The organism is Kitasatospora sp. NPDC059747, assembly GCF_042732955.1.
In the GTDB taxonomy this organism is placed as follows: Bacteria; Actinomycetota; Actinomycetes; order Streptomycetales; family Streptomycetaceae; genus Kitasatospora.
The window spans coordinates 56,391-82,219 of sequence record NZ_JBHWGV010000004.1; the positions used below are offsets into that span (position 1 = coordinate 56,391).

Genomic DNA, 25,829 nt, shown 5'->3' on the forward strand with positions numbered 1-25,829 from the left:
TTTTTTATATTCCACGGGCCCACGGCCGCCCTGGGGGGTGCGGGCGCCATGGACACCTTAATTTTTTCGGGGCCCCCCTCCGTGGGGGATCGGGGCGGGGCCGATCACCCTTGCGGGTGGTCGGCCCGGCCTTTTCGCGTTCCCGGCCGCAGGTCGGGACCACCGGTGTGGCCCATCGCTCACTCGGCACTGTCGGTGCCGGGGGGTATGGTGATCACCGTCATCGGGAGTAGCCCCCACCACGGCTTCTGTAACGCCGGAGGGGTTCCGATCGATGGACAGGGCGAGGTCCGCGCCGGAGGCGGGGCCCTTGACGAACCTGGCGCGGCGCGCGATTCTCAAGGCGCGAGTCCCCCCGGTTGGTTTGCGGCTGGATGCATAACCAGCGGCTCCGGCGGGAAGTGACTCCACGTGAGTTGAGCGGCCCGGCTCGGTCCGGGCCGGTGCAGTGCCCAGAGCAGTACCGGCGAGCGCCCGCGCCCGCCGGCTACCGGGAGGAGTCTCCGATTCGGTTTCCGAATCAGAGCTGGACAGCAGTGTGCCCTTTGGCTACACTGTCCCTTTGCGCTGCCTGTTAGCTGCTCCGTGACTCGTCGCCCGGAGTTTGCGTTGCCCTGAAGGGGTCTGGCACCACCTCCGCAAAGCGGCTCTGACCTGGGACTTCGGTCCCGGCGGAGGCCAGTGGCGAGGGAGGCGGGACCAAGCCCATGCAGGCCCGGCTGGTACGCGCGTAGTGAGCTCCGAGCCCTCGGAAGGACCCCCCTCTTGGCCGCGCCGCGCAACGCCTCGAACAATTCCGCCGCATCCACCGCCCCGCTCCGCGTCTCCTTCGCGAAGATCAAGGAGCCCCTCGAGGTCCCCAACCTCCTGGCCCTGCAGACCGAGAGCTTTGACTGGCTGCTCGGCAACGCGGCCTGGAAGTCCCGGGTCGAGGCGGCGCTGGAGAACGGTCAGGACGTCCCCACCAAGTCCGGTCTGGAGGAGATCTTCGAGGAGATCTCCCCGATCGAGGACTTCAGCGGGTCGATGTCCCTGACCTTCCGCGACCACCGTTTCGAGCCGCCGAAGAACTCGATTGACGAGTGCAAGGACCGTGACTTCACGTACGCGGCCCCGCTCTTCGTCACGGCCGAGTTCACCAACAACGAGACCGGTGAGATCAAGTCTCAGACGGTCTTCATGGGCGACTTCCCGCTCATGACCCACAAGGGCACGTTCGTGATCAACGGCACCGAGCGTGTCGTCGTGTCGCAGCTGGTCCGTTCCCCGGGTGTGTACTTCGACTCCACCCTGGACAAGGTCTCCGACAAGGACATCTACTCCTGCAAGGTCATCCCCTCGCGTGGTGCCTGGCTGGAGATGGAGATCGACAAGCGCGACATGGTCGGCGTCCGCATCGACCGCAAGCGCAAGCAGTCCGTCACCGTGCTGCTGAAGGCGCTCGGCTGGACCAACGAGATGATTCTCGAGGAGTTCGGCGAGTACGAGTCCATGCGCAACACCCTGGAGAAGGACCACACCCAGGGCCAGGACGACGCGCTGCTGGACATCTACCGCAAGCTGCGTCCGGGCGAGCCGCCGACGCGCGAGGCCGCGCAGACGCTTCTGGAGAACCTGTACTTCAACCCGAAGCGCTACGACCTCGCGAAGGTCGGCCGCTACAAGGTGAACCGGAAGCTGGGCAACGCCGAGTCGCTGGACTCCGGCGTGCTCACCGAGCCCGACATCATCGGTGCGATCAAGTACCTGGTGAAGCTGCACGCCGGTGAGACCGAGTGGAACGACGAGACCGGCCGCGACATCGTGGTCGAGGTCGACGACATCGACCACTTCGGCAACCGCCGCCTGCGCAACGTCGGCGAGCTCATCCAGAACCAGGTCCGTACGGGTCTCGCCCGTATGGAGCGCGTCGTGCGCGAGCGCATGACCACCCAGGACGTCGAGGCGATCACGCCGCAGACCCTGATCAACATCCGGCCGGTCGTCGCCTCCATCAAGGAGTTCTTCGGCACCAGCCAGCTGTCGCAGTTCATGGACCAGACGAACCCGCTGTCGGGCCTGACCCACAAGCGCCGTCTGTCCGCCCTCGGTCCCGGTGGTCTCTCCCGTGAGCGCGCCGGCTTCGAGGTCCGTGACGTGCACCCCTCGCACTACGGGCGCATGTGTCCGATCGAGACCCCCGAAGGCCCGAACATCGGTCTGATCGGGTCGCTCGCCTCGTACGGCCGGGTCAACGCGTTCGGCTTCATCGAGACCCCGTACCGCAAGGTCGTCGACGGTGTCGTCACCGAGCAGGTGGACTACCTCACCGCCGACGAGGAGGACCGCTACGTCATCGCCCAGGCGAACGCCCCGCTGACCGCGGACCTGCACTTCGCCGAGCCTCGCGTCCTGGTCCGCCGCCGTGGCGGCGAGATCGACTACATCCCGGGCTCCGAGATCGACTACATGGACGTCTCGCCGCGCCAGATGGTGTCGGTCGCGACCGCCATGATCCCGTTCCTCGAGCACGACGACGCCAACCGCGCGCTCATGGGCTCGAACATGATGCGCCAGGCGGTGCCGCTGCTGAAGAGCGAGGCCCCGCTGGTCGGCACCGGCATGGAGTACCGCTGCGCCGTCGACGCCGCCGACGTCATCACCGCCGAGAAGGCCGGTGTCGTCCAGGAGGTCTCGGCCGACTACGTCACCGTGGCGAACGACGACGGCACCTACACCACGTACCGCGCCGCCAAGTTCACCCGCTCGAACCAGGGCACCGCCTTCAACCAGAAGGTGCTCGTGGACGAGGGCGCCCGGGTCGAGACCGGCCAGGTCCTGGCCGACGGCCCGTGCACCGACGAGGGCGAGATGGCCCTCGGCAAGAACCTGCTCGTGGCGTTCATGTCGTGGGAGGGTCACAACTACGAGGACGCGATCATCCTGTCGCAGCGCCTCGTGCAGGACGACGTCCTCTCCTCGATCCACATCGAGGAGCACGAGGTCGACGCCCGTGACACCAAGCTCGGCCCCGAGGAGATCACCCGGGACATCCCGAACGTCTCCGAGGAGGTCCTCGCCGACCTCGACGAGCGCGGCATCATCCGCATCGGCGCCGACGTCGTCACCGGCGACATCCTGGTCGGCAAGGTCACCCCGAAGGGCGAGACCGAGCTGACCCCCGAGGAGCGCCTGCTCCGCGCGATCTTCGGTGAGAAGGCCCGTGAGGTCCGCGACACCTCGCTGAAGGTCCCGCACGGTGAGTCCGGCAAGGTCATCGGCGTCCGCGTCTTCGACCGCGAAGAGGGCGACGAGCTGCCCCCGGGCGTCAACCAGCTGGTCCGCGTCTACGTGGCCCAGAAGCGCAAGATCACCAACGGTGACAAGCTCGCCGGCCGTCACGGCAACAAGGGCGTCATCTCCAAGATCCTGCCGGTCGAGGACATGCCGTTCCTGGAGGACGGCACCCCGGTCGACATCATCCTCAACCCGCTGGGCGTCCCGTCCCGAATGAACCCCGGGCAGGTCCTGGAGATTCACCTCGGGTGGCTCGCCAAGCAGGGCTGGGACGTCTCCGGCCTCGCCGACGAGTGGGCCCAGCGCCTGCAGGCGATCGGCGCCGACACCGTCCAGGGCGGCACCAACCTCGCCACCCCGGTCTTCGACGGCGCCCGCGAGGACGAGATCACCGGCCTGCTGGACAACACCACGCTCACCCGTGACGGCGAGCGCCTGGTGAACTCCACCGGCAAGGCCCGCCTGTTCGACGGCCGCTCCGGCGAGCCGTTCCCGATGCCGGTCTCGGTCGGCTACATGTACATCCTCAAGCTGCACCACCTGGTCGACGACAAGCTGCACGCCCGTTCGACCGGTCCGTACTCGATGATCACCCAGCAGCCGCTCGGTGGTAAGGCGCAGTTCGGTGGTCAGCGCTTCGGTGAGATGGAGGTGTGGGCCCTCGAGGCGTACGGCGCGGCCTACGCGCTGCAGGAGCTGCTCACCATCAAGTCCGATGACGTGCTCGGCCGCGTGAAGGTCTACGAGGCCATCGTCAAGGGCGAGAACATCCCCGAGCCCGGCATTCCCGAGTCCTTCAAGGTCCTCATCAAGGAAATGCAGTCGCTCTGCCTCAACGTGGAGGTGCTGTCCTCGGACGGCCAGTCCATCGAGATGCGGGACTCCGACGAGGACGTCTTCCGCGCCGCCGAGGAGCTCGGCATCGACCTGTCCCGGCGCGAGCCGAGCAGCGTCGAAGAGGTCTGACGGAGGTTGGGCCGGCCCGCTGACCGGGCCGGCCCGCCCCCAGGCCCCCCTCAGACCACATGAACGACTCTCGACTTACGAAAGAGGGCTTGACGACCAGTGCTTGACGTCAACTTCTTCGACGAGCTCCGCATCGGCCTGGCCACCGCCGACGACATCCGCCAGTGGTCGCACGGCGAGGTCAAGAAGCCGGAGACCATCAACTACCGCACCCTGAAGCCCGAAAAGGACGGACTCTTCTGCGAGAAGATCTTCGGCCCCACCCGGGACTGGGAGTGCTACTGCGGTAAGTACAAGCGCGTCCGCTTCAAGGGCATCATCTGCGAGCGCTGCGGCGTCGAGGTGACCCGCGCCAAGGTGCGCCGCGAGCGGATGGGCCACATCGAGCTGGCCGCCCCGGTCACCCACATCTGGTACTTCAAGGGTGTGCCGTCCCGCCTCGGCTACCTGCTCGACCTGGCGCCGAAGGACCTCGAGAAGGTCATCTACTTCGCCGCCTACATGATCACCTGGGTCGACGACGAGCGCCGTCAGCGCGACCTGCCGTCGCTGGAGGCGCACGTCTCCGTCGAGCGCCAGCAGATCGAGAACCGCCGCGACGCCGACCTCGAAGGCCGCGCCAAGAAGGCCGAGACCGACCTGGCCGAGCTGGAGGCCGAGGGCGCCAAGGCCGACGTGCGCCGCAAGGTGCGCGAGAGCGCCGAGCGCGAGATGAAGCAGCTGCGCGACCGCGCGCAGCGCGAGCTCGACCGCCTCGACGAGGTGTGGGCCCGCTTCAAGAACCTCAAGGTCCAGGACCTCGAGGGCGACGAGCTGCTCTACCGCGAGCTGCGCGACCGCTTCGGCACCTACTTCTCCGGCTCGATGGGCGCGGCGGCCCTCAAGGACCGCCTGGAGACCTTCGACCTGGCGGAGGAGTCCGAGCGCCTGCGCGAGATCATCCGCACCGGCAAGGGCCAGAAGAAGACCCGTGCGCTCAAGCGCCTCAAGGTCGTCTCCGCGTTCCTGCAGACCACCAACAAGCCCAACGGCATGGTGCTGGACTGCGTCCCGGTCATCCCGCCGGACCTGCGTCCGATGGTGCAGCTGGACGGTGGCCGCTTCGCGACCTCCGACCTGAACGACCTGTACCGCCGCGTCATCAACCGCAACAACCGCCTGAAGCGCCTGCTCGACCTCGGTGCCCCCGAGATCATCGTGAACAACGAGAAGCGCATGCTCCAGGAGGCCGTCGACGCGCTGTTCGACAACGGCCGCCGCGGCCGTCCGGTCACCGGTCCGGGCAACCGCCCGCTGAAGTCCCTCAGCGACATGCTGAAGGGCAAGCAGGGTCGTTTCCGCCAGAACCTCCTCGGCAAGCGAGTCGACTACTCGGCCCGTTCGGTCATCGTCGTCGGCCCGCAGCTCAAGCTGCACCAGTGCGGTCTGCCGAAGGCCATGGCGCTGGAGCTCTTCAAGCCGTTCGTGATGAAGCGCCTGGTGGACCTGAACCACGCGCAGAACATCAAGTCGGCCAAGCGCATGGTCGAGCGCGCCCGCCCGGTCGTGTGGGACGTGCTCGAAGAGGTCATCGCCGAGCACCCGGTCCTGCTGAACCGTGCGCCCACCCTGCACCGCCTCGGCATCCAGGCCTTCGAGCCGCAGCTGGTCGAGGGCAAGGCCATCCAGATCCACCCGCTCGTCTGCACCGCGTTCAACGCGGACTTCGACGGTGACCAGATGGCCGTCCACCTGCCGCTCTCCGCGGAGGCGCAGGCCGAGGCCCGCATCCTGATGCTGTCCTCGAACAACATCCTGAAGCCGGCCGACGGTCGCCCCGTCACCATGCCGACCCAGGACATGGTGCTCGGTCTGTTCTTCCTGACCTCGGACCGCGACAACGTGAAGGGCGCCGGCCGCACCTTCTCGTCGACCGCCGAGGCGATCATGGCCTTCGACGCCCGCGAGCTGGACGTCCAGGCCCCGATCGAGCTGCGCCTCGGCGCCGGCACCGTCCCGCCGCGCGGCTGGACCGCCCCGGTGGACGAGGACGGCCAGTCGACCTGGTTCGAGGGCGAGCCCTTCCGCCTGGGCACCACCCTGGGCCGCGCGCTCTTCAACGAGCTGCTGCCCGAGGACTACCCGTTCGTCGACTACGAGGTGGGCAAGAAGCAGCTCTCCGCGATCGTCAACGACCTGGCGGAGCGCTACCCCAAGGTCGTCGTCGCGGCGACCCTGGACAACCTGAAGTCGGCCGGCTTCCACTGGTCGACCCGCTCGGGTGTCACCGTCTCGATCTCCGACGTCGTCGTCCCGCCGAACAAGCCCCAGATCCTGGAGGGCTACGAGGCGAAGGCGGAGAAGGTCCAGCGTCAGTACGAGCGCGGCCTGATCACCAACGACGAGCGCAAGCAGGAGCTCATCGGCATCTGGACCCAGGCGACCAACGAGGTCGCCGAGGCCATGAACGAGAACTTCCCGAAGACGAACCCCATCTTCATGATGGTCGACTCGGGTGCTCGTGGAAACATGATGCAGATGCGCCAGATCGCCGGTATGCGTGGTCTGGTGTCGAACGCCAAGAACGAGACCATCCCGCGACCCATCAAGGCGTCGTTCCGTGAGGGTCTCACCGTGCTGGAGTACTTCATCTCCACCCACGGTGCCCGTAAGGGTCTGGCCGACACCGCCCTCCGTACCGCCGACTCCGGCTACCTCACCCGTCGTCTGGTCGACGTCTCCCAGGACGTCATCATTCGCGAGGAGGACTGCGGCACCGAGCGCGGCCTGAAGCTGTCGATCGGCTCCGTGGGCGCCGACGGCGTGCTGCGCAAGGCCGACGACGTCGAGACCAGCGTCTACGCCCGCATGCTCGCCGAGGACATCACGGTCGACGGCAAGCTCCTCGCCACCGCCAACACCGACCTCGGTGACGTGCTGATGGCCGAGCTGATCCGCCACGGCATCGCCGAGGTCAAGGTCCGCTCGATCCTGACCTGTGAGTCCGCCGTCGGCACCTGTGCCTTCTGCTACGGCCGTTCGCTGGCCACCGGCAAGCTGGTCGACATCGGTGAGGCGGTCGGCATCATCGCCGCCCAGTCCATCGGTGAGCCCGGTACCCAGCTGACCATGCGTACCTTCCACACCGGTGGTGTGGCCGGTGACGACATCACCCAGGGTCTGCCGCGTGTCGTCGAGCTCTTCGAGGCCCGTACCCCCAAGGGTGTGGCCCCGATCTCGGAGGCCACCGGCCGGGCGCGGATCGAGGACACCGAGAAGACCCGCAAGATCGTCATCACGCCGGACGACGGCACCGACGAGATCGCGTACCCGGTGTCCAAGCGCGTGAAGCTGCTCGTCAGCGAGGGCGAGGCGGTCGAGGTCGGCCAGAAGCTGACCATGGGTGCCACCAACCCGCACGACGTCCTGCGCATCATGGGCCAGCGTGCCGTCCAGATCCACCTGGTCGCCGAGGTCCAGAAGGTCTACAACTCGCAGGGCGTGTCGATCCACGACAAGCACATCGAGATCATCATCCGGCAGATGCTCCGCCGCGTGACGATCATCGAGTCGGGCGACGCCGAGCTGCTCCCGGGCGAGCTCGTCGAGCGCGGCCGCTTCGAGACCGAGAACCGTCGTGTGGTTTCCGAGGGCGGTCACCCCGCCTCCGGCCGTCCGCAGCTGATGGGTATCACCAAGGCCTCGCTGGCCACCGAGTCCTGGCTGTCGGCCGCCTCCTTCCAGGAGACGACCCGGGTCCTCACCGACGCGGCGATCCACGCCAAGTCGGACCCGCTGCTGGGCCTCAAGGAGAACGTCATCCTCGGTAAGCTCATCCCGGCCGGTACGGGTCTGCCCCGCTACCGCAACATCCGGGTCGAGCCGACCGAGGAGGCCAAGGCCGCCATGTACTCGGCCGTCGGCTACGACGACTACGACCTGTCGCCCTTCGGCGCCGGCTCCGGCCAGGCGGTTCCGCTGGACGACTACGACTACGGCCCGTACACCGGCTGAGTCGAGCAGTACTGATCGCAGGGCGGTCACCCCTCACGGGGTGGCCGCCCTGCGGCGTTTCCGGGCCCGGATCCCCCGTGCGGGGGAGTGGCGAGGACCGCTCCGGGGAGGGAGGCGGGGGAGGGGGCCGCTGCGCGAGTCTTCTCGGTGTCGGGATGACGGGCTTGCGAAGGGGGCCGGGAATGAAGCGGGTACTGGGTGCGGTGGCGATCACGGGGGCCGTGCTGTTCGGGATGTCGGCGTGCCTGCCGTTCGGGGGCGGCGACGACGAGCACCGCACGGTGAGCTACGGCGTCACGGACGGCGTCCGGGAGCTGGTGGTCGAGGGGCACACCGGCGGGGTCGTCGTCACGGGCGGCGGCACCGCGGTCCAGGTGACCGAGAAGCAGAACTACAAGGGGGACGCGCCGCGCACCACGCACGAGGTGAAGGACGGCGTGCTGCGGCTGACGTACGACTGCGACGCGTGTGGCGTCGGGTACGACGTGCAGGTGCCGGCCGGGACGAAGGTCACCGTCAGGGAGACGACCGGCGGGGTGCGCCTGGTCGGGCTGGCCGCCGAGGTCGACGCGTCGGTGGACAACGGGGGCGTCGAGGCGACCGGGCTGACCTCGCCGCAGGTGCGGCTGAGCGCCACCAACGGCGGGGTGCGGGCAGACTTCGCGGCGGCCCCGACGAAGGTCGAGGCCAAGGTGTCGACCGGCGGCGTGCGGCTGAAGGTGCCGGCCGGCGCGGAGTACGCGGTGGACGCGCAGGCGGGGGTCGGCGGGGTGGACCTCGGCATCCCGTCGAAGGCGGGGGCGGCGCGCAGCATCACCGCGCGGGCCGGGACCGGTGGTGTGACGGTTTCCGGTGTCTGACCGGGCGGTCGTGGCCGGCCCCGTGCGTCCGGCCGCCCGGGCCGTCCCGGAAGTCCTGCCGGTAGGGCATGATCTTCTCCGCGGGGGCGGCGTCCCCGGGTACGGGGGAGGTACGACGGTGGAGCGCGCTGCGCGCTGGCGGGGCTGGACGGCCGGGCGGAGTCCGTATGTGCTGGACACCTTGCTGGCGCTGGCCTCGGCGGCGGTCTCGGTGTGGTCGGTCTACAACGACGACGTGGCGTGGCCCTGGTGGGTCTACCTGGTCGCGGTCTCGACCGCGCTGCCGCTGCCGTGGCGGCGCCGGTTCACGCTGACCTCGCTGGCGGCGGTCAGCGCGGCGTCGGTGGTGCTGTCGCTGGTCGCGCACTCGGCGAACCCGCAGCTGCCGCTGTACGCGGTGATCGGCATCTACACGGTGGCGGAGCGCTCCTCGGAGCGGCAGCGCTGGACGGTCTTCGCGGTCGTGGTGCTCGCCAACGTGCTGGGCACCCACTCGCCGAACGGCATGCTGTTCAGCCTGCTCACCTCGGTCGGCTCGTTCGTCTTCGGCTCGCTGGTGCGCGCCCAGCGGCAGCTGGCCCGGGTGGAGGCGGCGCGGGCCCGCGAGGCGGGCGAGCGGACGGCCAGCGAGGCGGCCAGGGCGGTGGCCGAGGAGCGGGCCCGGATCGCGCGGGAGATGCACGACATCCTGGCGCACGCCGTGTCGCTGATGGTGATCCAGGCCGAGGCCGGGCCGCTGGTGGTGCACAGCAAGCCGGAGCGGGCGATCCGCGCGTTCGACACGATCGCCGATTCCGGCCGCGACGCGATGGTCCAACTGCGGCGCGTGCTGGGAGTGTTGAAGGAGGACGGGGCGAGCCCCGAGCTGGCCCCGCAGCCGCGGCTGGCCGAACTGGCCGACGTCGCCGAGCGGGTGCGCCGGGCCGGCCTGCGGGTGGAGCTCGACCTCGCGGACGGGCTGGGCGCGGTGCCCGCCGACGTCGAGGCGGCGGCGTACCGGATCGTGCAGGAGGCGCTGACCAACACCGTCAAGCACTCCGGTGCCGACCTGGCCGCGATCCGGGTGCGCCGGGCCGGCGAGGCGCTGGAGGTCGTGGTGTCCGACAACGGCCGCGGCGTGCCGCTCGCCGCCGACCGTGCGGTGGGCGGCTGGTCCGGCGGGCGCGGGCTGGTCGGCATCCGGGAGCGGGCCGCCGCCTGCGGTGGGCGGGCCGAGGCCGGTCCGGGCCCGGCCGGCGAGGGCTTCCTGGTGACTGCCCGGCTGCCGTTGGGGCCGGCCGGGGTGGTGGAGAGGGTGGGCGGATGACGCCGATACGGGTGGTCGTCGCGGACGACCAGGAGCTGGTGCGGGCCGGGTTCGGGATGATCCTGGACGCCCAGCCGGACATCGAGGTGGTGGCGGAGGCGTGCGACGGCGCCGAGGCCGTCGAGGCCGTGCGCGAGCACGGCCCCGACGTGCTGCTGCTGGACGTCCGCATGCCGGTGATGGACGGGCTGGAGGCGGCCCGGCGGGTGTGCGCGGAGTTCCCGGCCACCAAGGTGATCATGCTGACCACCTTCGACATCGACGACTACGTCTTCGACGCGCTGTACGCGGGCGCGAGCGGCTTCCTGCTGAAGGACGTCCGCCGGGACGACCTGGCGCACGGCGTGCGGATGGTCGCCTCGGGGGAGGCGCTGCTCGCGCCCTCGGTGACGAAGCGGCTGATCGGCGAGTTCGCGGCACGCCGCCCGGGGACGGCGGAGCGGGCCGTTCGTCCGCCGTCCAAGCTGCTGGAGCAGCTGACCCTGCGCGAGCAGGAGACGCTGCGGCTGCTGGCGCGCGGGCTGTCCAACGCGGAGATCGCGGCGGAGCTGGTGGTCAGCGAGCACACCGTGAAGACGCACGTCAGCAACGTGCTGAGCAAGCTGGGGCTGCGCGACCGGGTGCACGCGGTGGTGTTCGCGTACGAGTCCGGCGCGGTGGTGGCCGGGGAGGACTAGGCCTGTCCCGGGCCCTCCCCCGCGCGGGGGAGGCGGGCAGTTCGCCGGTGCGGGCGATCCGCGACGAGGGCCCCGGCCGACAGGATCTGTGGTGTCGGAGAACGGATCACGGACACCACGGGAGAACGCAGATGAACGCCGCTCGGACCACCAGTACCCGCAGCACCCGCCTCACCGCCTACGCCGTCGTCGGGGCCCCGGCCCTGATGGCGCTGTACGGCGGCATCCGCCTCGTCCCCGGCTCCCGCGAGCCGGGCCTCGGCTGGACGACCGGACACGCTCTCATGTTCGCCGGGCTGCTGCTGTTCGCGCCGGTCTTCCTGGGGCTGCGCCGGCTGATAGCCCCGCGCGGCACGCCGGCCGGGCGGCTCGCGGCGGGCACCGTGCTGGGGGTGGCGCTCACGGGGCTGGTGGCCTCGGTGGTCCAGATCGGGATCGACCTGTACGTCGGCCTGGCATCGGCGACCAAGGACGAGCAGTCGCGGATGTTCGAGCGGATCCAGGCCGTCCCCGGCGTGCTCGAGGCCGTGTACAAGGTCGGCCCGCTGCTGTTCTACGTCGGCCTGCTGGCCCTGCTGGTCGCCGCCTCGGTGGGCGCGGCCCGGACGCTGCGCTGGTGGAGCCCGGTCCTCATGGTGGCCGGGACGCTCGCGTCGATGGTCGACCTGGCGTTCATCCCGTTGGCCGCCGCCTGCTACCTGATCGCGCTGGCCCCGCTGGCGCGCCTCGGCGCCGCACCGCGCACGGCAGCCCTGGCCTAGGGCGTGCCCTGGCGTCGCGGCACCCGGGCTGATCCGAAAGACACGCCATAGCTCGTCCGGACTCCCGGCGGCGGGGGCGCGAGGATTTTCGGTGGCCGCCGGCGGCCCCGTCGCCGTACGGTCCGGGTATGACCAAGCGTCCACTGATCGCCGTGCTCACCGGCGCGGGCATTTCGACCGACTCCGGCATCCCCGACTACCGCGGCCCGAACGGGCTCTGGCAGCGCGACCCGTCGGCCCAGAAGCTGGTCACCCTCGGCCCGTACCTGGCCGACCCCGAGGTGCGCCGCCGGGCCTGGCTGATGCGCCGGGACGCCGGCGCGCTGGCCGCCGAGCCGAACGCCGGGCACCGCGCGCTGGTCGACCTGGAGCGTTCCGGGCTGCCCGTGCGGGTGCTGACCCAGAACGTCGACGGCCTGCAGCAGCGAGCCGGCCTGCCGGCCCGCAAGGTGCTCGAACTGCACGGCACCGCACGGGAGGTGCAGTGCGCGCGCTGCCGGGTGGTCGGCGACATGGCCGAGGCGCTGGCCCGGGTCGAGGCGGGCGAGCCGGACCCGGACTGCCGGGCGTGCGGCGGGATCCTGCGCCCGCGGACGGTGATGTTCGGGGAGGCGCTGGACCCGGTGGTGCTCCAGCAGGCCGACGCGATCGCCAAGGCCTGCGACCTCTTCGTCGCGGTCGGCACCAGCCTCCAGGTCTACCCGGTGGCCTCGCTGCCGCAGATCGCGCTGGAGGGCGGCGCCCGCCTGGTCGTCGTGAACGGCGAGCCGACGCCGTTCGACGAGGCCGCGGACGAGGTGATCAGGGAGCCGATCTCCACGGCCCTCCCGGCGCTGGTGCGGAAGTTGCTCGCCGAGCACTCTTAAGGTCGGACGAACCGCCTGCATACGATGATCCTTCCGGCTGGCCCCCCTCTAGGCCTGGAGTGATCGACCGATGACGACGACGGCGAAGTTCGACCCCTGGTCGGCGGCGTTCGTGGCCCACCCGTACGACGCGTACGCCGAACTGCGCGAGCACGCGCCGGTGACGTACTACGAGCCGACGAAGCAGTGGCTCGTCTCGCGCCACGAGGACGTCAGCGCGCTCCTGCGCGACCGGCGCCTCGGGCGCACGTACACCCACCGCTTCAGCCACGAGGAGTTCGGCCGGCCCGCGCCCGACCCGGCGCACGAGCCGTTCCACACCCTCAACGACCACGGGCTGCTCGACCTGGAGGCGCCCGACCACACCCGGATCCGCCGGCTGGTCTCCAAGGCCTTCACCCCGCGCATGGTCGAGGGCCTGCGCCCGACCGTCCGGCGCCTCGCCGGGGAGCTCGTGGACGGACTGCTGGCGGACGGCGGCGGCGATCTCGTCGCCGCCGTCGCCGAGCCGCTGCCGGTCGCCGTCATCGCCGAGATGCTGGGCGTCCCGGAGGCCGACCGGCACCTGCTGCGGCCCTGGTCCGCCGACATCACCGGGATGTTCGAGCTCAACCCCACCGAGGAGGCGGCCCGGCGGGCCGTCACCGCGAGCATCGAGTTCTCCGACTACCTGCGCGCCCTGATCCGCGAGCGCCGCGCCGCCCCCGGCACCGACCTGATCAGCGCGCTCGTCCAGGCCCAGGAGGGCACCGACGCGCTCAGCGAGCAGGAGATGATCTCCACCTGCGTGCTGCTGCTCAACGCCGGCCACGAGGCCACCGTCAACACCACCGGCAACGGCTGGTGGGCGCTGTTCCGCAACCCCGGCGAACTCGCCCGGCTGCGCGGCGACGTGGACGGCCTGCTGCCCACCGCCGTCGAGGAACTGATGCGCTGGGACACCCCGCTGCAGATGTTCGAGCGCTGGGTGCTGGAGGACATCGAGGTCCGCGGCGTCACCGTCCCGCGCGGCTCCGAGATCGCCCTGCTCTTCGGGTCCGCCAACCGCGACCCGGAGCGCTTCGCCGACCCCGACCGGCTCGACCTCGGCCGCACCGACAACCCGCACGTCACCTTCGGCGCCGGAATCCACTTTTGTCTCGGCGCCCCGCTCGCCAGACTGGAGCTCACCGAGTCGTACGGCGCGCTGCTGCGCCGGGCGCCGGGCCTGCGGCTCGTCCGCGAGCCCGAGTGGCGCCCGGGCTACGTGATCCGGGGGCTGGAAGAGCTGTTGGTCGAGGTGTGACGGAAGAGGGGGAGCGGCCGTGGGCAAGGCGACGGGCACGCTGCTGGGTCTGGCGATCGGGGACGCGATCGGCCGGGTGACGGAGTTCAAGACGGTCGAGGCGATCGCGAACGACTGGCCCGACTGGCGGCAACTGCCGCTGCCGACGAAGGCGTTGATCACCGACGACACCCAGATGACGCTCGCCCTCGCCCGCGGCCTGCGCACCGCCCTCGCCCGCGGGCCGTTGACGCCCCTGCGGCTGGAGCGGCCCGTCCGCGAGGAGTTCGTCGACTGGTGGCGCTCACCGGACAACAACCGCGCCCCCGGCATGACCTGCCTGCGCGCCTGCGAGCGGCTCAGCCACGAGAAGTTCCGCTGGCAGCAGGCGAGCGACGTCGGCTCCAAGGGCTGCGGCGCCAACATGCGGGTCGCCCCGATCGGCCTGATCCGCGAGCTCGACGCCAGGCAGCACTCCGGCGCCGCGCAGCTGCAGTCCGCGCTCACCCACGGCCACCCGACCGCGCTCGCCGCGAGCGACCTCACCGCGTACGCCGTCCGCAAGCTCGCCGAGGGCGTGCCGCCGGCCGGCCTGACCGCGGTGCTGCGGGCCTACGCGCTCGCCCGGCGCGACCGGTACGACGACTTCTGGCTCGGCGACCTCGCCGACCGCTGGCTCGGCGGCTCCCCGCAGTCCGTCATCGCCCGCGGCTGGGACGACTGCCTGAAGTCGCTCGACCAGGTCGACGCCGCCCTCGCCGCGCCCGACGTCGAGGCCGACCCGTGCCTGGCCACCGGCGAGGGCTGGATCGCCGAGGAGGCCTTCGCCACCGGCCTGCTCTGCTTCCTGCTGCTGCCGGACGACCCGGTGGCCGCCGTCCGCCGCGCCGCCTACTCCAGCGGCGACTCCGACTCCCTCGCCTGCCTGACCGGCGCCTTCGCCGGCGCCCACCACGGTGAGACGGCCTGGCCGGCCGACTGGGTCGAGCGGATCGAGCACCGCGACGAGCTCCTGGAGTTCGGCGCGCTCTGGGACTGAGCCGGACGGCGGGAACCGGTGGGCGGGCGGGCGCGTCGAAGGGCCATGACGTACCGCAGCCCTCACGGAACCCGCCGTAGCTCCCGTCGCCCGGCGCCGGTGCTCCTCGCCGCCGCGCTCGCCGCCCCGCTGGTCGCGGGCTGCGGCAGCACCGGTGCCGCCACGCCCGCCGCGCCGCCGGTGCTCCGGGTGTCGGCGTCCGGCACCGGTCCCGCGGTCGATCCGGCACAGGTGACCGCCACCGCCGCCGGCACCGGCGCCCTCGGCCTGGACCTCCTCCACGCCCTCACCGCCACTCCGGACGGCGCCAGCCGCAACGTCGTGCTCTCGCCGTCCGGCCTGGCCACCCTGCTCGCGATGCTGGTGCCCGGTGCCCGCGGCACCACCGCCGACGAGCTCACCAAGGCCCTGCACACGAGCCTCACCCCGCAGCAGTACGCCCTCGCCACCGGCGCACTCGACCGCCCGGTCCAGGGCGGCGACGACGTCACGCTGCGCCGGTCCGACGACCTCTGGACCCAGCAGGGCTACCCCGTGCAGCCCGACTACCTGCAGACCCTGGCCGACGCCTTCGACACCGGGGTGCACCCCGCCGACTTCCGCAAGGATCCGGAGGGCGCCCGCAAGGCCGTCAACGCGGCCGTGGAGAAGGCCACCGACGGACGGATCAAGGACCTCTTCGCGCAGGGCCAGGTCACCGCCCAGACCCGGCTGGTCCTCACCGACGCGCTCTACCTGAAGGCGAAGTGGGCCTCCCCGTTCAAGCCGGCGCACACCGCCGACCGCCCGTTCCACAAGCTCGACGGCTCCGCCCCGAACGTGAGCACGATGGCCCAGAGCGGCAGCCTCAAGTACGCCGAGGGCTCCGGCGGGATCGTCGGCGAGCCCTGGCAGGCCGTCGAACTCCCGTACGCCGGAGGCGGGTTGGCGATGGACGTGATCGTCCCCGCGCAGGGCGGCTTCGCCGCCTTCACCAAGGGGCTCGACCAGGCCCAGCTCGACCGCATCCTCGGCGGCCTCGCCGCCAGGCCCGTCGACCTGGAGCTCCCGCGCTTCCACTTCGACACGTCCAACGAGCTCACCCCCGCCCTGCGCGCGCTCGGCGTCAGCACGGCCTTCGGCGACAAGGCCGACTTCGGCGGCATCTCCAAGGAGCCGCTCGCCGTCGGCCCGGTGGTGCAGAAGGCCACCATCGAGGTCGACGAGGAGGGCACGGTCGCGGCGGCCGGCAGCGGTGCCGGGATGGCCGGAGCGGCGGCGCCGGCCATGCACCCCGCCGAGCTGCACGTCGACCGGCCGTTCCTGTTCCTGATCCGGGACACCGCCGGCGGGGGGCCGCTCTTCCTCGGACAGGTCACCGACCCGGCGGCCGGGTAGGCCGCCGGAAGCGGCTCACCAGGCCGGGTAGCGCCCGCCGAGCGCCGGGTGGGACGGATCGCGGCTGCCGAACAGCACCAGCAGGTCGTCCGCGACCCGCAGCAGCTCCGCCCGGCCCTCGACGGCCCCCGCCCACTCGGGCGGCAGGGCCGCGGCGCCGTACGCGGCACCCGTGAGGTTGCCGCAGACGGCGCCGGTGGAGTCGCTGTCCCCGGAGTGGTTCACCGACAGCAGCAGCGCGGTGCGCACCGGGTCGGGGTCCAGGGTCGCGGCCAGCAACGAGTACACCGCGATGGCCAGGCACTCCTCGGCGATCCAGCCGAGCCCGACCCGCTCCACCGCCTCCGCCGACGGCTCCGACTCCTGCGCCACCCGCACGGCCCGGGCCAGCGCCTGCACCGTCTCCTTCGAAGCCGGCAGCTCGCGGATCTGGTCGACGGTCTCGCCGACCGCCGCCCACGGCTCGGTGCCGTTTACGAGCCGCTCGATGAGCGCCGCGAACGCGCCCGCCGCGAGGTAGCCGGTGGGGTGCCCGTGGGTCAGCTGGGCGCACTGCACGGCCAGCCCGAACGCCTGGTCCACGCCCAGCCTGGCCAGCCCGAACGGCGCCGAGCGCATCACCGTGCCGCAGCCCTTGGAGCCCGGGTTGACCGGTCCCGGCTGCCCGATCCGGGCCGGCGGCTCGAACACCGGGTGCTCGGACACCCCGCTCAGGCAGGCGTTGCCCGGCGCCCGCCGGGCGTACAGGAACGGCTGCCGCAGCAGCCAGCCGTCGTACGGGCGGGGGAGTGGCGCGGCGTCCGGCGCGGGCTGGTACTGGGTCAGCAGCCAGCGCCGGTAGGCGCCGTGGACGGCCTCCGGCACCGATCCGCCGCCGCCCGACCAGCCGCGGACGAAGCCGCGGATCAGGCCCTCGGCGGTGAACAGCGTCATCTGGGTGTCGTCGGTGACCTCGACCGTCCCGGGGCGCGCCGCGGGCGGCGGCCCGGTCACGCCGTCCGGCCCGTGCTGGTCCCGGATCTGGTGCAGCTGCTGGAACTCCACCGGCCAGCCCAGCGCGTCGCCGATCGCGCCGCCGAGCAGCGCTCCGCGCACGCGGTCGCGGTAGCCCGCGTCGGCCGCCGAATCCGTCACGTCGATCCCCCTTGTGTTCGTGGCGGACTACGTTCTATCAGGTCACCCCGGCCGTCGGGTCACCCGGCGCGAACGGCCCGCTACCGGCGGATCTCCCCGGCGCGCCCGTGCAGGGCGGCCCGGTCCGCGGCGGCACGGCCGGCCGCCCAGCCCTCGCCGTCGCTCACCCGCACGCGCTGCGACACCAGCTTCGGGAACAGCCGGCCGACCTCGTCGTCCACCGCCTCGGAGCGGGCGGCGAGGGCGGGCAACAGTCGCTCGTCCGGCAGCAGTTGCTCCTCGGTGCCGTCCTCGCGCAGGTGCCGTCCGGCGGCCGCGGCGCTGGTCGTCCGCTCGGTGGCGGCGGTCAGCCGCTCGCGGATCCGCGCCGCGTACGCGACCAGGAACGACTGCCGGAACGCCTTGGTGCGCGAGTCCCGGCCCGCGCCGGCCTTGTTGAGCGCGTGCGTGGCCTGCACCAGCAGCGAGGTGTACAGCAGCTCGACGCCGTCCAGGTCGCCGTCGAAGCCGACCACCGTGCAGAAGCCGAACTCCTTGGCCCACACCACCCGGCACCGGTTCGCCGCCGCGACCGCGTCCAGCAGCATCGTCTTCGGGCCCTCGTACGGGTTGTCCACGCCGATCCGCAGCGCCGCCGGGGCGTCGCGGTCCGCGCCGGCGGCGGCCAGCAGCGCCTCGTCGATGCTGTGCTGGGCCATCAGCTGCTGGGCCTTGGCGGTCAGCGCCTCGGCCTCCTCCGGGTACTCGGTGGACTCGGCCTTCGCGAGCAGCGCCCGGATGCGCGCCAGCATCCGCGGCTCGCCCGGCACCGGCCCGGCCGCGCCGCGCGCGGACGCGGGTGCGGAACCGGGGGCGGGCCCGACCGGGGCGATCGGGGGCAGCCGGCCCCAGGTGCGGATCAGCTCCAGGGCGGCGGTGGCGAGCGCGAAGCGGTCCAGCCGGTGGCGCTGGGCGAAGGCGGTCAGGTAGTCGTCGTCACCGGGCCACCACACCTCGGTCTCCAGCTCGCGCAGCTGCTCCTGCCAGCGCCGGTCCAGCGCGGCCGCCGGGTGGCGGCGGCCCTCGGCGGCGATCAGGTCCACGGCGAGCGCGAGGTGGACGGGCTTCAGCTCGCGCCGGACCACCCGCACCAGGTCGGCCGGGCGCCACCCCGCCGACCAGCACCGCCCGACGGCGGTGTCCGCGTACCCGAGCACCGCCCGGCTCACCGCCGGCCACTGCCCGGCCGACGCGGCCAGCAGCGACGCGCCCGTGTCCAGCGCGAGGTCCAGCAACTCGTCCGGGGCCGTCAGCACCGACCGCACCGCCTGCTCCAGCAGCGGTCCGGCGTCCCCGCCGCCCTGCTGCGCCCGCTTGCCCACGGTGTGTCCCTGCTCTCGTCGACGGCCGGTTTCCTCCAGCCATGATGCCGGAGCGCCGGGCGTCGCCGGGGGGCGCCCGAGGGGGCGGTGGGGGAACGGGCGGTCGAGCGCTGCCGGGGTGGTGGTGCGTTGGGAGCGCGGGGTGGGGGTGGGGGACGGAGCCGGACGAGCGAGCGCCCGGCCCCCGTCGTCGGGGGACCGGGCGCTCACCGCACCGCTCAGCGCTCTATGGCCTTGGCCAGGATCTCCGGGGTGCGCTCCAGCAGGCGGGCGCCCGCCATGCGGACGCCGAGGTACGCGATCAGTCCGCCGTAGACCGGCCCCGCCGCCAGCAGCGGCCAGGTGGGCCGGTCGGCGGCGAGGGCCCAGCCCAGGTAGCCGGCCACGGGCAGTGCCAGCAGCGCGACGCCGAGCATCGACCCGAACTGGTTGAGCAGCACCAGCCCGCTCTGCCCGGGTGCGGCGTTGCGCATCGGGTTGCTGTCCGCGGGCATCGTGTACGGCGCGAGCACGCTCAGCATCGAGCCGACCGCGATGCCGCAGCCCAGCAGTGCGAGGGCGAGGCCGAGCGCGGACGGCAGGTGCGCCCAGTCCCCGGTGACGACCGTCAGCACCACGGCGAGCACCAGCGTCACCGGCACCGCGTACGACAGCACCGCGTACGCCCGTCCGCGCAGCTCGTCGCGGGCGTCGGCCGGGGTGCGCAGGGTCGCGGCGATCATCCAGAACGCCGAACCGTCCATGCCGAACAGGTTGAGCATCTGCAGCCCGAGGAACATCCCGGTCGCCGCCAGCAGGTAGACGCTCGACCAGCCCTGGACCACCGACAGCACGCAGATCACCAGCGTCATGCCGATGCTGGTGAACACCGCCGCCTTGGCCCGCGGCTCGCGCCAGGCGTACCGCAGGTGGCGCTGCATCACCGCGCCGGTCCGGCCGGCCGGCAGGAAGCCCCAGCCGCGCGAGCTCTGCACCCCGCGGGCCACCTCCAGGGTCGAGGAGTCCGCGGTGACCATCAGCTCCTGGAGGCTCCGCCGCCACCAGCGCAGCAGCAGGGCGAGCAGCGCACCGGCCAGCGCCAGCTGGAGCAGCGCGAGCGCGTACCGGCCCTCGCCGGCCGTCCGGCCCGCGTCCATCGCACCGATCGGCGGGATCCAGCGCAGCACGGCGGTGATCGGCCGCAGCGGGCTGAGGTCGAGGTGTCCGTTGGCGTCGGGCCGGCCGAAGGTGCTCTGCCAGCCGACGTTGGCGCCCTGGACGAGCAGGGCGAACAGCAGTCCGCCGAAGATCGCGAAGTCCTTGCCGCGCCGGCTGGACAGCATCCGGGCGTTGCCGGCCGCGACCGCCCGGGAGAGCGTGACCAGGCAGAGCACGGCGAGCGGCACGCCGATCAGGTCGGCCGCCGCCGAGGCGCCGCCGTTCGCGCCGGACAGCGCCGCACCGGTGACGAGCACCAGGCTGACCAGCGGTCCCGGCCCGATCAGGCTGGCCAGCAGCGAGCCGCGCAGCAGCGGTCCGGGCCGCAGCGGCAGCATGGTGAGCCGGGTCGGGTCGGCGCTCTCGTCGCTGGAGAACAGGAACAGCGGGATGGCGGCCCAGCCGAGGGTGAGCACGCCGAGCAGCATCACGCCGGCGTCCCCGGAGCCGGCCACCCGGCCGTTGAGCACCGCCAGGGCGAGGGCGATCCCGGTGGCGAAGAGCAGGCCGAACACCGCTCCGACGATGTACACCCCGGCCCGGCCCCGGCTGCGCTTCAGCCCGTTGCGCAGCAGCCGCAGCTTGAGCGCCACGAGCGCGCGGACGACCGTCCCCCCGTCGGGGACGGCCGCACTCATGCGCCCACCTCGCTGCGCTCGGCAGCCGCTTCGCGCAACGCGCACCTCTTGATGGTTCGCTTCCTTCGCTCGCTCACTGCCCGCCCCCGGCGTTCCCGCCGCCGAGCCAGCCGAGCGCCTGCCCGTCGTCCTCGCGGACGCCGATCAGGTCGAGGAAGGCCTCGTGCAGGCTGCGCCCGCCCCGGACGGCGTCCAGCGGCCCGTGGGCGATGACCCGGCCGGCGTTGACGACGGCGACCCAGTCGCAGAGCTGCTCGACGAGCTCCATGACGTGGCTGGAGAAGACCACCGTCGAGCCGGCGGCCGCGTACCGCTTGAGCACGCCGCGGATGGTCTGCGCGGAGACCGGGTCGACGCCCTCGAAGGGTTCGTCGAGGAACAGCACGTCGGGGTTGTGCAGCAGCGCGGCGGCGAGGCCGATCTTCTTGCGCATGCCGGTGGAGTAGTCGGCGACGAGCTTGTCGGCGTCGGCGGCGAGGTCCAGGACGGCCAGCAGCTCCTCGGCCCGGCGGTCCACCTCGGCGCCGGGCAGGCCGCGCAGCCGCCCGTTGTACTGCAGCAGCTCGCGCCCGCTGAGCCGCTCGAACATCCGCAGGCCCTCGGGCAGGATGCCGATCCGCGCCTTGACGGCGACCGGGTCGGCCCAGACGTCGCCGCCGTGCACGAGGACGGCGCCCTGGTCGGGCCGGAGCAGGCCGGTGACCATGGAGAGCGTCGTGGTCTTGCCCGCGCCGTTCGGGCCGACCAGTCCGACGAACGCGCCGGCCGGCAGCTCCAGGCTGAGCCCGGCGACGGCGGCCTGGGTGCCGAAGTGCTTCCAGAGCCCCTGGATGCTCACCGCGGAGGCGGCGGGAGCGGCGGACGGGGTGACGGCGGAGGCGGCGGACGGGGTGGCGGGTCCGGGTGCTCCGGACGGCGGAGGCGCTGACGCCTGCATGGTTGCCTTCTCTGGTCGACGGGTCGTGCGGATCCAGCCTGTCACTCGCCGAACGGGCTGTCGTCCGAGTTGAGGATGACCTGAGTTTGTCCCCCGAACGGGTGAGGCACACCGGCTCCGGCAATCCCCTGCCGTGAACCGGCAACTACTCGGCCGCCCCGTTCGTCCGGCACTATGAGGACCAGTTGGGCGCGCGGCGCGCGCCGGGGTGTCGGGAGGCGACGGATGGCTGTGCAGCCCTGGGGTGAGCCTTCGCCGCAGTCCGGGATGAGGGCGGCGCACGCGGACCGCGACCGCACGATCGACGTGCTGAAGGCGGCGTACGCCGAGGGCCGGCTGTCGCTGGAGGAGTACGAGCAGCGCCACGAGGCGGCGGCCCACGCGCAGACCTACGGCCAGCTGTCGGTGCTGGTCGCCGACCTGCCGTCCGGGCCGGTGGTGCCGCCGGCGGCGTTCGACGGGCGCCCGGTGCCGCAGACGTTCCAGCCGTACCCGCCGCCGCCGATGCCGTACCCGCCGTACCAGGTGCGCTCCACCAACGGCCTGGCCGTCACGTCGATGGTGCTCGGCCTGTCCGGGCTGTCGCTGCCCGCGGTGATCACCGGCCACATCGCCCGCTCGCAGATCAGGCAGCGCAATCAGGACGGGGACTGGGCGGCGGTCATCGGGCTGGTGGTCGGCTACCTGGGCTCCGCGTTCTGGGCCCTGATGTTCCTGGGGGTCGTCCTGGCGGCGGGGGGCCGGGGCTGAGCGCCGGAGGGCGCCGCCGTGCCGGGCGCCGAGTGGCGTACGCCACTCCGGTGTGGTAGAGCGGCAGGAGGGCGGCTCGTCACCGGGCTGCCGTTCGCGGGACACCCCCGCGACACCCGGCCGACAGCCGCGACCTGCGGCGTTGCATTTGTTTTGACCGCGCCCCATGCGCTAGGTACGCTCTGACCTTGTGCCTGGGGTGTCCCCGGGTCCTTGTGCGTGCATGCACACCGGCCGCCGCGCCGAGCCGGAGCGCCCTCCAGCGCTCCGCGCGTAGAGCGCCGTCGCTGTACATCAGCCATGGGATTCCGTGTCGTAACAAGCCCAACACACCCGACCGCGTGGGTCGACCACGGGGTCGTGTGCGAGGGAGACACCGCAGGTTAGTTCCACCAAGCCTTGGCACACAGAAAACGGAGAAACGGTGCCTACGATCCAGCAGCTGGTCCGAAAGGGCCGGCAGGACAAGGTCGAGAAGAACAAGACTCCCGCGCTGAAGGGTTCCCCGCAGCGCCGTGGGGTCTGCACGCGTGTGTACACGACCACCCCGAAGAAGCCGAACTCGGCGCTTCGTAAGGTCGCCCGTGTGCGCCTCACCAGCGGGATCGAGGTCACCGCTTACATCCCGGGCGAGGGCCACAACCTGCAGGAGCACTCCATCGTGCTGGTGCGCGGTGGTCGTGTGAAGGACCTTCCTGGTGTCCGCTACAAGATCATCCGCGGTTCGCTCGACACCCAGGGTGTCAAGAACCGCAAGCAGGCTCGCAGCCGCTACGGCGCCAAGAAGGAGAAGTAAGAATGCCTCGTAAGGGCCCCGCCCCGAAGCGCCCGGTCATCATCGACCCGGTTTACGGCTCCCCGGTCGTCACCCAGCTGGTCAACAAGATCCTGCTGCACGGCAAGCGCTCCACCGCCGAGCGGATCGTCTACGGCGCCCTCGAGGGCGTCCGTGAGAAGACCGGCTCGGACCCGGTCGTCGCGCTGAAGCGCGCGCTGGAGAACGTCAAGCCGGCCCTCGAGGTCAAGTCCCGCCGTGTCGGTGGCGCGACCTACCAGGTTCCGGTCGAGGTCCGTCCGGGCCGCGCCAGCACCCTGGCGCTGCGCTGGATGGTCGGTTACTCCCGCGCCCGTCGCGAGAAGACCATGACCGAGCGCCTGATGAACGAGATCCTCGACGCCAGCAACGGCCTGGGCGCTTCCGTGAAGCGTCGCGAGGACACCCACAAGATGGCCGAGTCCAACAAGGCCTTCGCGCACTACCGCTGGTAGTCCGTACCCCGTCACTAGACAGAGAGAGAACGAGCCACCATGGCTGCAACCTCCCTTGACCTCGCCAGGGTCCGCAACATCGGGATCATGGCGCACATCGACGCGGGCAAGACCACCACCACCGAGCGGATCCTGTTCTACACCGGTGTCTCGTACAAGATCGGTGAGGTCCACGATGGCGCTGCCACCATGGACTGGATGGAGCAGGAGCAGGAGCGCGGCATCACGATCACGTCGGCCGCGACGACCTGTCACTGGACGGTCGACGACGTCGACAACACCATCAACATCATCGACACCCCGGGTCACGTCGACTTCACCGTCGAGGTGGAGCGTTCGCTGCGCGTCCTCGACGGTGCCGTGACGGTGTTCGACGGTGTCGCCGGTGTCGAGCCCCAGTCCGAGACCGTGTGGCGGCAGGCTGACCGCTACGGCGTCCCGCGCATCTGCTTCATCAACAAGCTGGACCGCACGGGCGCGAACTTCTTCTTCTGCGTCGACACCATCGTGGAGCGCCTCAGCGCCACCCCGCTGGTCATGCAGCTCCCGATCGGTGCCGAGGCGGACTTCAAGGGCGTTGTCGACCTTGTCCGCATGAAGGCGCTGGTCTGGTCGGCCGAGGCCGCCAAGGGCGAGATGTACGACATCGTCGACATCCCGGCCGAGCTGCAGGAGCAGGCGGACGAGTACCGCGAGACGCTGATCGACACCGTCTCCAACGTCAGCGACGAGATCATGGAGCTCGCCCTCGAGGGCGAGGAGATCCCGGTCGAGCTGCTGCAGGCCGCGATCCGCAAGGGCACCCTGAACTCGGACTTCACCCCGATCTTCTGTGGTACCGCCTTCAAGAACAAGGGCGTTCAGCCCCTGCTCGACGCGGTCGTCAAGTACCTGCCGTCGCCGCTGGACATCGAGTCCGTCGAGGGCACCAAGCCCAACGACCCGGACACCAAGATCTCCCGCAAGGCGTCGGACGACGAGCCGCTGGCCGCGCTGGCGTTCAAGATCATGTCCGACCCGCACCTGGGCAAGCTCACCTTCGTCCGGATCTACTCCGGCCGCCTGGAGTCCGGCACCTCGGTGCTGAACGCCGTCAAGGGCAAGAAGGAGCGCATCGGCAAGATCTACCGCATGCACGCGAACAAGCGTGAGGAGATCGAGTCGGTGGGCGCCGGCGACATCGTCGCCGTCATGGGCCTGAAGCAGACCACCACCGGTGAGACGCTGTCCGACGAGAAGCACCCGGTCATCCTGGAGTCCATGGACTTCCCGGCCCCGGTCATCCGCGTCGCGATCGAGCCCAAGTCCAAGGGTGACCAGGAGAAGCTGGGTGTCGCCATCCAGCGTCTCGCCGAGGAGGACCCGTCCTTCCAGGTCAACACGGACGAGGAGACCGGCCAGACCATCATCGCGGGCATGGGCGAGCTGCACCTCGAGGTGCTGGTCGACCGCATGAAGCGTGAGTTCAAGGTCGAGGCCAACGTCGGCAAGCCGCAGGTCGCCTACCGCGAGACGATCCGTTCGGCCGTCGAGCGCATCGACTACACGCACAAGAAGCAGACCGGTGGTTCGGGCCAGTTCGCGAAGATCCAGATCGCGATCGAGCCGCTCGAGCAGGCCGAGGGCTACGAGTTCGTGAACAAGGTCACCGGTGGCCGCGTGCCGAAGGAGTACATCCCTTCGGTCGACGCCGGTTGCCAGGAGGCCATGGAGTTCGGTGTGCTCGCCGGCTACCCGCTCCAGGGTGTCCGCGTCACGCTGCTCGACGGTGCGTCGCACGACGTCGACTCCTCCGAGCTCGCGTTCAAGATCGCCGGTTCGATGGCCTTCAAGGAAGGCGCCAGGAAGGCCAAGCCGGTCCTTCTTGAGCCGATGATGGCCGTCGAGGTCACCACGCCCGAGGACTACATGGGCGACGTGATCGGTGACATCAACTCTCGCCGTGGCCAGATCCGGTCCATGGACGAGCGTCACGGTGCCCGCGTCGTCACGGCGCTGGTGCCGCTCTCCGAGATGTTCGGCTACGTCGGTGATCTGCGCAGCAAGACCTCTGGTCGCGCGAGCTACTCGATGCAGTTCGACTCGTACGCCGAGGTTCCGAAGAACGTGGCGGACGACATCATCGCCAAGGCCAAGGGCGAGTAAGGACCGGCGCGAG

18 protein-coding genes are annotated in these 25,829 nt (G+C 71.3%); 14 read left to right on the forward strand and 4 right to left on the reverse strand.

Translation table 11 applies throughout. The annotated features are described in order from the left end of the window. The first annotated feature begins 765 nt into the window (after nucleotides 1–765). From rpoB to ACFV4G_RS03050, 10 genes are all read left to right on the forward strand, one after another. On the forward strand, nucleotides 766–4,242 hold the full coding sequence (gene rpoB / locus ACFV4G_RS03005; RefSeq protein WP_329930352.1) for a DNA-directed RNA polymerase subunit beta: 3,477 nt from the start codon (nucleotides 766–768) through the stop codon (nucleotides 4,240–4,242). A gap of 99 nt (nucleotides 4,243–4,341) precedes the next feature. Continuing rightward, entirely contained in the window at nucleotides 4,342–8,235 is a 3,894-nt protein-coding gene (locus tag ACFV4G_RS03010; RefSeq protein ID WP_380435857.1) for a DNA-directed RNA polymerase subunit beta', read from the forward strand. 182 nt (nucleotides 8,236–8,417) lie between these two features. Further along, nucleotides 8,418–9,095, forward strand: a complete 678-nt coding sequence (locus tag ACFV4G_RS03015) for a DUF4097 family beta strand repeat-containing protein (protein ID WP_380435859.1) — start codon at nucleotides 8,418–8,420, stop codon at nucleotides 9,093–9,095. Nucleotides 9,096–9,264: 169 nt separating this feature from the next. After that, nucleotides 9,265–10,401 (forward strand): sensor histidine kinase, encoded by a 1,137-nt coding sequence (locus tag ACFV4G_RS03020; protein WP_380435861.1) that lies wholly within the window; start codon nucleotides 9,265–9,267, stop codon nucleotides 10,399–10,401. Beyond that, nucleotides 10,398–11,078 (forward strand): response regulator, encoded by a 681-nt coding sequence (locus ACFV4G_RS03025; protein WP_380435863.1) that lies wholly within the window; start codon nucleotides 10,398–10,400, stop codon nucleotides 11,076–11,078. Before ACFV4G_RS03020 ends, ACFV4G_RS03025 begins: the two co-directional genes overlap by 4 nt. 131 nt (nucleotides 11,079–11,209) lie before the next feature. Next, nucleotides 11,210–11,839, forward strand: coding sequence for a hypothetical protein (locus tag ACFV4G_RS03030; protein WP_380435865.1), 630 nt, complete (start codon nucleotides 11,210–11,212; stop codon nucleotides 11,837–11,839). A 128-nt stretch (nucleotides 11,840–11,967) separates the two neighbouring features. After that, a complete protein-coding gene (locus ACFV4G_RS03035; RefSeq protein ID WP_380435867.1) occupies nucleotides 11,968–12,705 on the forward strand; it encodes an NAD-dependent deacetylase in 738 nt (245 codons plus the stop codon). Between the two features lie 70 nt (nucleotides 12,706–12,775). Beyond that, a complete protein-coding gene (locus ACFV4G_RS03040) occupies nucleotides 12,776–13,990 on the forward strand; it encodes a cytochrome P450 (RefSeq protein WP_380435869.1) in 1,215 nt (404 codons plus the stop codon). 19 nt (nucleotides 13,991–14,009) lie between these two features. Further along, on the forward strand, nucleotides 14,010–15,008 hold the full coding sequence (locus ACFV4G_RS03045; RefSeq protein WP_380435871.1) for an ADP-ribosylglycohydrolase family protein: 999 nt from the start codon (nucleotides 14,010–14,012) through the stop codon (nucleotides 15,006–15,008). Between the two features lie 99 nt (nucleotides 15,009–15,107). Next, a complete protein-coding gene (locus ACFV4G_RS03050) occupies nucleotides 15,108–16,385 on the forward strand; it encodes a serpin family protein (protein ID WP_380435873.1) in 1,278 nt (425 codons plus the stop codon). Nucleotides 16,386–16,400: 15 nt separating this feature from the next. On the opposite strand, the gene ACFV4G_RS03055 is transcribed toward ACFV4G_RS03050, so the two are convergent. The 4 genes from ACFV4G_RS03055 to ACFV4G_RS03070 form a co-directional block, all read right to left on the reverse strand. Then, entirely contained in the window at nucleotides 16,401–17,519 is a 1,119-nt protein-coding gene (locus tag ACFV4G_RS03055; protein WP_380435875.1) for an ADP-ribosylglycohydrolase family protein, read from the reverse strand. Between the two features lie 80 nt (nucleotides 17,520–17,599). Next, the gene (locus ACFV4G_RS03060; RefSeq protein WP_380435877.1) at nucleotides 17,600–18,880 is read right to left on the reverse strand and encodes a DUF2786 domain-containing protein; all 1,281 of its coding nucleotides are present in this window, start codon (nucleotides 18,878–18,880) and stop codon (nucleotides 17,600–17,602) included. A gap of 218 nt (nucleotides 18,881–19,098) precedes the next feature. Further along, nucleotides 19,099–20,715: a transporter gene (locus ACFV4G_RS03065; RefSeq protein WP_380435879.1), complete on the reverse strand. Its 1,617-nt coding sequence runs from the start codon at nucleotides 20,713–20,715 to the stop codon at nucleotides 19,099–19,101. Nucleotides 20,716–20,788: 73 nt separating this feature from the next. After that, on the reverse strand, nucleotides 20,789–21,652 hold the full coding sequence (locus ACFV4G_RS03070) for an ABC transporter ATP-binding protein (protein ID WP_380435881.1): 864 nt from the start codon (nucleotides 21,650–21,652) through the stop codon (nucleotides 20,789–20,791). Nucleotides 21,653–21,877: 225 nt separating this feature from the next. Here ACFV4G_RS03070 and ACFV4G_RS03075 point away from each other — a divergent pair, with 225 nt between their 5' ends. The 4 genes from ACFV4G_RS03075 (at nucleotide 21,878) to fusA (ending at nucleotide 25,816) form a co-directional block, all read left to right on the forward strand. Then, the gene (locus ACFV4G_RS03075; RefSeq protein WP_380435883.1) at nucleotides 21,878–22,402 is read left to right on the forward strand and encodes a DUF1707 and DUF4190 domain-containing protein; all 525 of its coding nucleotides are present in this window, start codon (nucleotides 21,878–21,880) and stop codon (nucleotides 22,400–22,402) included. 424 nt (nucleotides 22,403–22,826) lie between these two features. Further along, entirely contained in the window at nucleotides 22,827–23,198 is a 372-nt protein-coding gene (gene rpsL, locus ACFV4G_RS03080; RefSeq protein ID WP_014144289.1) for a 30S ribosomal protein S12, read from the forward strand. 2 nt (nucleotides 23,199–23,200) lie between these two features. Beyond that, complete coding sequence (gene rpsG / locus ACFV4G_RS03085) at nucleotides 23,201–23,671, forward strand: 30S ribosomal protein S7 (protein WP_148644378.1); 471 nt, start codon at nucleotides 23,201–23,203, stop codon at nucleotides 23,669–23,671. Between the two features lie 39 nt (nucleotides 23,672–23,710). Further along, nucleotides 23,711–25,816, forward strand: coding sequence for an elongation factor G (gene fusA / locus ACFV4G_RS03090; RefSeq protein WP_380435885.1), 2,106 nt, complete (start codon nucleotides 23,711–23,713; stop codon nucleotides 25,814–25,816). Nucleotides 25,817–25,829 lie beyond the last annotated feature (13 nt).